This is a genomic window from Pseudomonas sp. AP42 (assembly GCF_001728935.1).
Lineage (GTDB): Bacteria > Pseudomonadota > Gammaproteobacteria > Pseudomonadales > Pseudomonadaceae > Aquipseudomonas > Aquipseudomonas lactis.
This window is the reverse complement of record NZ_LYSO01000006.1, coordinates 116142-123159: the sequence shown is the minus strand read 5'-3', so window position 1 is coordinate 123159 and position 7018 is coordinate 116142. Positions and strand designations below refer to the sequence as shown.

Annotated in this window: 5 protein-coding genes; 2 read left to right on the top strand and 3 right to left on the bottom strand. The window is 61.9% G+C overall.

All coding sequences use genetic code 11. The features are described 5' to 3' along the window. Window position 1 precedes the first annotated feature (1 nt). Window positions 2–1309, top strand: coding sequence for a sigma-54-dependent response regulator transcription factor AlgB (gene algB, locus A7K61_RS04185; protein WP_256557696.1), 1308 nt, complete (start codon window positions 2–4; stop codon window positions 1307–1309). Window positions 1310–1319: 10 nt separating this feature from the next. Next, on the top strand, window positions 1320–3107 hold the full coding sequence (locus A7K61_RS04180) for an ATP-binding protein (RefSeq protein WP_044270296.1): 1788 nt from the start codon (window positions 1320–1322) through the stop codon (window positions 3105–3107). A 113-nt stretch (window positions 3108–3220) separates the two neighbouring features. Here the strand turns inward: A7K61_RS04180 and A7K61_RS04175 are convergent, their stop codons facing one another. The 3 genes from A7K61_RS04175 to A7K61_RS04165 form a co-directional block, all read right to left on the bottom strand. After that, window positions 3221–3997: an N-acetylmuramoyl-L-alanine amidase gene (locus A7K61_RS04175; protein ID WP_003187380.1), complete on the bottom strand. Its 777-nt coding sequence runs from the start codon at window positions 3995–3997 to the stop codon at window positions 3221–3223. Between the two features lie 89 nt (window positions 3998–4086). After that, window positions 4087–6135 carry a diguanylate cyclase gene (locus A7K61_RS04170; RefSeq protein WP_047712810.1) on the bottom strand — a complete coding sequence of 683 codons (2049 nt, stop codon included), beginning with the start codon at window positions 6133–6135 and terminating at the stop codon, window positions 4087–4089. Next, window positions 6132–7010: an endonuclease/exonuclease/phosphatase family protein gene (locus A7K61_RS04165; RefSeq protein WP_003187377.1), complete on the bottom strand. Its 879-nt coding sequence runs from the start codon at window positions 7008–7010 to the stop codon at window positions 6132–6134. Before A7K61_RS04165 ends, A7K61_RS04170 begins: the two co-directional genes overlap by 4 nt. Window positions 7011–7018: the final 8 nt, after the last annotated feature.

Sequence of the window (7018 nt, the reverse complement as noted above, 5' to 3'; positions counted from 1 at the left end):
AGTGGATGACGAATCTGCGATCCTGCGCACCTTCCGCTATTGCCTGGAAGATGAAGGCTATACCGTCGCCACCGCGAACAGTGCCGCTCAGGCCGATGCCCTGATGCAGCGTCAGGTGTTCGACCTGTGCTTCCTCGACCTGCGCCTGGGCGAGGACAATGGCCTGGACGTGCTGGCCCAGATGCGGGTGCAGGCACCGTGGATGCGCGTGGTGATTGTGACCGCCCATTCGGCCGTGGATACCGCCGTGGACGCCATCCAGGCTGGCGCCGCCGACTACCTGGTCAAACCGTGCAGCCCAGACCAACTGCGCCTGGCCACCGCCAAGCAACTGGAGGTGCGTCAGCTCTCGGCGCGGCTGGAAGCGCTGGAAGGCGAAGTGCGCCAGCCTAAAGACGGCCTGGACTCCCATAGCCCGGCAATGATGGTGGTGTTGGAAACCGCGCGGCAGGTGGCCGGGACAGACGCCAACATCTTGATCCTCGGCGAGTCCGGTACCGGTAAAGGTGAGTTGGCCCGGGCGATACACGGCTGGAGCAAACGCTCGAAGAAGTCCTGCGTGACCATCAACTGCCCGTCTCTGACCGCAGAGCTGATGGAAAGCGAACTGTTCGGCCACAGCCGCGGCGCGTTCACCGGCGCCAGCGAAAGCACCTTGGGCCGAGTGAACCAGGCGGACGGCGGTACGCTGTTTCTCGACGAGATCGGCGATTTCCCCCTCACGTTGCAACCCAAGTTGCTACGGTTTATTCAAGATAAAGAGTATGAGCGTGTGGGCGACCCGGTCACCCGCCGCGCCGATGTGCGCATCCTCGCAGCCACCAACCTGAACCTGGAAGACATGGTGCGCGATGGCCGCTTCCGTGAAGACTTGCTCTACCGCTTGAATGTCATCACCTTGCACTTGCCGCCGCTGCGCGAACGCAGTGAAGACATCCTGACCCTGGCTGACCGCTTCCTTGCCCGCTTCGTCAAGGAATACGCACGCCCGGCGCGCGGCTTCAGTGATAATGCCCGCGAAGCGCTACTCAACTATCGCTGGCCCGGCAATATCCGCGAACTGCGTAACGTGGTGGAACGCGCCAGCATCATCTGCCCTCAGGAGAAGGTGGAGATCAGCCACCTGGGGATGGCCGAGCAACCGGCCAACAATGCACCGCGTATCGGCGCGGCTTTGAGCCTGGATGAGCTGGAGAAAGCCCATATCGGCGCCGTACTTGCGACCAGCGACACACTGGACCAAGCGGCCCGCACACTCGGCATCGATGCGTCGACGCTGTACCGCAAACGCAAGCAGTACAACCTTTGAACAGGACCTTATGAAGCTCGCGATGAAACTGCGCACCCGGTTATTCCTGAGCATCTCAGCGCTGATCACCGTGGCATTGCTGGGGTTGATCCTGGGCTTGGTCAGTGTCATGCAAATGGCCAAGACCCAGGAATCGCTGATCCGCAGTAACTTCATCACCCTGGACCTGGGGCTCAAGTTGCGTCAGAGCCTGGGCGACCAGTTGATCATGATGCTGGAGAAGCGCCCCGACCCGGACGCGCTGCAAGCCTCCAAGCAACATTATTTCGATCTGTTGGACCAAGGCATCGCCCATGAGCAGATAGACGGCAAAAATCATGGCTTCAGCCAGGCACGCTCCGATTACCAGAAGCTACTGGAAGCGTTTGACCAATCCCAACAGGCATCACCGCCCGCAGGCAGCAAAGAAAAGCTGACTGAAACCTTCAACATATTGCGCAACGGCCTGATCGCCGATCACAAGCGGGCGCTGGAAAATATCAGTACCAGCGAGCATAAATCCCGCGAGCGCGCGTTGTTGATTGCCGGCCTGCTCGGGCTGGTAGGGCTCGCGGTGTTGATCATCGGTTTCGTCACGGCCCATGGCATCGCCCGGCGCTTCGGTGGCCCCATCGAGGCGCTGGCCAAGGCCGCCGACAAGATCGGGCAGGGCGATTTCGAAGTCACCCTGCCGATCTCCTCCGCAGCGGAAATGAACCTGCTGACCCGCCGTTTCGGCATCATGGCTGAAGCGTTGCGCCAACATCAGGCCACTAACATCGATGAGCTGCTGGCCGGCCAACAGCGCCTGCAAGCGGTGCTCGACAGTATCGATGACGGCCTGTTGATGATTGATCGCCAAGGCTGCCTGGAGCACCTCAACCCTGTGGCGCAGCGCCAATTGGGCTGGGATGAGGAGCGGCTCGGCCAAGGCCTTGGCGAAGCCATGGGTCGCGCAGAAATGGATGAACAGCTGCAACTGGTGCTGCGCGGCGGCAACCTGGAGCGGGCCCCGGATGATCTGGAGGTGGAAGTCGAGGGTGAATTGCGCCTGCTGACCTACAGCCTGACCCCGGTCAGCCATACCCAGGGGCACATTCTCGGGGCCGTGATGGTGCTGCATGACGTGACTGAACAGCGCGCGTTCGAGCGGGTGCGCAGCGAGTTCGTGTTGCGCGCCTCCCATGAGCTGCGCACGCCGGTTACCGGCATGCACATGGCCTTCGGCTTGTTCCGTGAGCGGGCCAAGTTCCCACCGGACTCCCGCGAGGCGGACCTGCTGGATACGGTCAATGAAGAGATGCAGCGCCTGATGCAGTTGATCAACGACCTGCTCAACTTCTCGCGCTACCAGAACGGCCTGCAGAAACTCACCCTGGGCACGTGCGACGTCACCGACTTGCTGGAGCACGCACGGGCTCGGTTTACTGAGCCTGCGAACGCCCAGCACATTGAGTTGCTGGTGGAAGCCCAACCTGAGTTGCCACGGCTATATGCCGACCAAGTGCAACTGGAGCGGGTACTCGACAACCTGCTGGGCAATGCCCTGCGCCACACCGCCGAAGGCGGGCAGATCCGCCTGCAAGCACGACGCCATGGCGAGCGGGTGATTATCAGCGTCGAGGATAACGGCGAAGGTATCGCCTACGGCCAGCAAGGGCGGATCTTCGAACCCTTTGTGCAGGTGGGCCGCAAGAAAGGCGGTGCGGGCCTGGGCTTGGCACTGTGCAAGGAGATCGTGCAATTGCACGGCGGCCGCATGGGTGTGTACTCACGGCCGGGGCAGGGTACGCAGTTCTATATGGCATTACCCCTGTAGGAGCGAGCTTGCTCGCGAAAAACGTCAACGATAACGCTGTGCTGTCAGGCAGCCCGCGTCGTCTATGCGTTCTTCGCGAGCAAGCTCGCTCCTACATTATTATTTTTACACCATCAGCGGTGATTCAAGGCGCGCAGGATTGCGGCGCTTTCAGCATCCGGGGTGCCGTCAAACAATGACGGGCGGAAACGCATCTGGAATGCGGCGATGACATGCCGCGTGGCCACATCCAACTCGCCGGTCTGCGGCGTCTGGTAGCCCAGGCGCGCCAGTTCTTCCTGGAACCAGGTAATGCTCGGCAACTGCGCGGCGTACTGCACCTGAAACCGGGCCACTGCCTGGGCATCCGGCCACACGGCCAGACCTTCTGCCGCTAAGCGCTTCCAAGGGAACAACGGGCCTGGGTCCAGCTTGCGCAGTGGGGCGATGTCGCTGTGCCCGATGATGTTCTTGGGGTCGATGCCGTTGCGCTTGCTGATGTCCTTGAGCAGCACGATCAGCGACTGCACCTGCGCTTCGGAATACGGGTACCACACACGCCCCGTCGGCGTATCGCTGAACCCTGGGTTGACGATCTCGATACCGATGGAACTGGAATTGAGCCAGGTGCGCCCCATCCACTCGCTTTCCCCTGCGTGCCAGGCGCGCTGGCTTTCATCCACCAGCTTGTAGATGGTGCCGGAGGCGTCGTCGCCGATCAGGTAATGGCTGCTGACCTGGCCATGGGTCAACAGCGCCAGGGAACGTTCAAGGTTGGTCGAGGTGTAATGCACCACAACGAACTGCACGCGATTGTCGTGGTTGACCGAAGGATGGCTGGTGTTCAGGCGCGGGCCATTGGCGCAGCCGGCGAGCAGAAGAAACGCTAAAGCGATATACAAGGATTTCATGGCGAGAGGCAGTACACTGAAAGACGATAATGCAACAGTGTAACGTACGACTCACGGCCAGGCGGTCAAATTACAAAATGGAACATCTTTTATGCCGCCTGCACCTGATTACGCCCCGCGGCCTTTGCCCTGTAGAGCGCTTCATCGGCACGCTTGAGCGCCAGGTCACTGCGCTCGCCGGGTTGAAACTGCGCCACGCCCATGGACACCGTGATCGTTACCGGCTCACCCTTGAAGTGGAACGGACACGCGGCAATGGCCTCACGCAATACTTCACCTACGGCCAAGGCATCCGCCAAGGTCGAGTCGGGCATGAGCAGCACAAACTCTTCACCCCCAAAACGCGCGATGAAGTCCGTCGGCCGCAGGCGCTTGCTCAGCACATTGGCGATGATCTTCAAGACTTTGTCCCCAGCCAAGTGACCGTAACCGTCGTTGATGCGCTTGAAGTGGTCCAGGTCGAGCATGGCCAGCGACAGGCTGTTACCGCGCTGATGCCAGGCGTTGACTTCGTAATCGAGGCGTTCGCTCCACGCCGCACGGTTGGGCAAGCCGGTGAGCGGATCGATCAAGGCCTTCTGGCGCTGCACTTCCAGGTGCTCGCGGTAGCCCTGGGCCTCCTGCTCCATATGGGCCACGCGTTCAGCCAGGCCTTTTAGACGTGCGGCCACTTCCTGTTCGCGCAGGTCACGCTGCTGCTGGTGTTCGTCCATGGTGCCGAGCAAGCCTTCAAGGTGGCTTTCGAGCACCTGCTTGAGGCTGTCCAGGTCGGCGGCGTCCTGCACGCTGCTTTGCAGGCCGTCGACCTGCTCACGAATCTGCGTGTCCAACTCCCGCGCGGCCAGGCTGCTGTCGGCGTGGCCCTCGCTGGCGACCTGCAGATGGCCCTGGAATGCCTCGAGACGCTCGTTGAGCTGCTTGAGATAAGCCTCGAACTCATGCTGGCCACTGTCGGTGATCGCCAGCATCAGCACCGCCAGGTCATCGAGGATCGGCAGCAGTTCGTACCAGTTCAAGCCGTGGGCGAGACGCTCACGCATCGCCTCGGCCTGGGGCTGGTGACGTTCGGGCAGGGAAAGATCTTCCAGCAGGCCGAGCAAAGTGCCTTCAATGTGCTTGGCCACCGAGCTGTAAGACGGTTCAGGCGAATCGGGCAGGGCGTAGGTGCCGTCCGGTTGCAGTTCGTCAGGCTCGGGGCTTTCCAGCACGGGGGGTAATGACAAGCTGCCGATGGTGGTCTCATCCGGCGTTTCAACTGGAATCGGCGGCGGCTCGATAAAGGCGGCGAGTGCGCTTTCGTGAGCAGGCTCCGCAACTGGCGGCGCCTGCACGTCGGGTTCAGGTAATTGCGCAGGCGCCGCAATCGACGGCAGCTCTGGAGCGCCGAATACCGGCGTTTCGCTGGCGACCTCTTGCACTTCGGCCGCTGCCACAGGCGCAGGCTTCAAGGGTGGCAAAGGCGCAAAGGCACGCAAGGCTTGGGTCAACTCTTCCGATTGCGCAGGTTCTTCCGGTTCGGGCGCGGGTTTAGGCGCTGCAGGCGTTGGCGGTGCCAATTGCGCTACCGGCATCGGCTCAGCGTCAACCGGGGGCGCTTCACTGGCGGCCTCTTTACTACCGAACAGGCGTTGCAACAGGCCCGGCCCGGGGCGTGTGGTTTCGCCATCCGGCTCCAGATTATTCAGCGCCTGCCCCTGCAGGCTGCTCAGCTCACTGAGTAGCAGGGGTATCTCCCGCGCTTGCGCCACGCGACCATCGAGTTGCTTGGCGAAGGTTTTCAGCGGACGAGCCACCTCGCGGGGCAGCGGCAGCTTTTGCAACTGGGTGACCAAGGCGGTGAGCGCGGTGCTCATCTGGTCGACGCGGGTTTCACGGCGCTGCTCCGAATCCAGCACGGCCTTTTCCAGACGCGGCAGTAAAGCGGCGAGGGCAGCATCCATGTCGTCCGTGCGCACGACATCGCGCATTTCCTTCATGCATTGATCGACGGCGCGGTCGGTGCCTTCAGCGGCCAGCGTGCTGCGCACCAGCCCGCGGCGCAGCAAATCGAGGCGGGCAGCCCAGCGGCGTTCGAGTTTGTCTTGTTGCTCGATGCTCTGAAGGTACTTCTCTTTCCAGCGCTGGGCGTCGTCGCTCATGCAAGGGGTCCGCGAGGGCCTGGGCTCAACGCGGGTAATGCATCAGCCGTGAGCGAGCCCGGCAGACGAATCTCTACCGCGACCGGCAGGTGATCGGAAATGGGCTGCGCCAGCACCTGCACACTTTCCAGTGTGAGGCTTGGGCTGAGCAGGATATGGTCCAGACAGCGTTGCGGGCGCCAGCTGGGAAACGTGGCTTCGACTTGCGGGGCCAGTAACCCCAGGTCGCGCAGCGGAGAATTCTGCAGCAGGTCGTTGGCATGGGTGTTCATGTCACCCATGAGCACCTGGTGCTTGTAGTTACCAATCAATTCACGCACGTAGGCCAGTTGCAGGTTGCGCGTACGCCCCCCGAGGGCCAGGTGCATCATCACCACCACCAAGGCTTCCGGGCCTTCGCCAAAACGCACAAGGATTGCCCCGCGGCCTTTGGGGCCTGGCAAGGGGTGATCTTCAATGGCAGTGGGTTTGAGACGGCTGAGCACGCCGTTGCTGTGCTGTGCCAGGCGCCCCAGGTTGCGGTTGAGTTGCTGATACCAGTACGGAAAAGCACCCAACTGAGCCAGGTGTTCCACCTGGTTGATATAGCCGGAGCGCAGGCTGCCGCCGTCGGCTTCCTGCAGGGCGACCAAGTCGAAGTCACTGAGCAGGTCGCCGATTTTCTGCAAGTTACCGGTACGCCCCTTGTGTGGCAGCAGATGTTGCCAGCCACGCGTGAGGTAGTGCCGATACTTCTCGGTACTGTTGCCCACCTGGATATTGAAGCTGAGCAGGCGCAAGCGGCTATCTGCCGGCAGGCCTGTGGACTCCAGGTGATGCTCATTGACCTGCGGTTCATGCAGGCCAACGACACGCTCGGTACCCCAGCGGCGCATGGCGAGCC

Excerpts from the sequence above, each read along its gene's own strand:
- A7K61_RS04180 (WP_044270296.1), top strand. The coding sequence starts at position 1,320 with ATGAAGCTCGCGATGAAACTGCGCACCCGGTTATTCCTGAGCATCTCA.
- A7K61_RS04175 (WP_003187380.1), bottom strand. The coding sequence starts at position 3,997 with ATGAAATCCTTGTATATCGCTTTAGCGTTTCTTCTGCTCGCCGGCTGC.
- A7K61_RS04170 (WP_047712810.1), bottom strand. The coding sequence starts at position 6,135 with ATGAGCGACGACGCCCAGCGCTGGAAAGAGAAGTACCTTCAGAGCATC.
- A7K61_RS04165 (WP_003187377.1), bottom strand. The coding sequence starts at position 7,010 with ATGCGCCGCTGGGGTACCGAGCGTGTCGTTGGCCTGCATGAACCGCAG.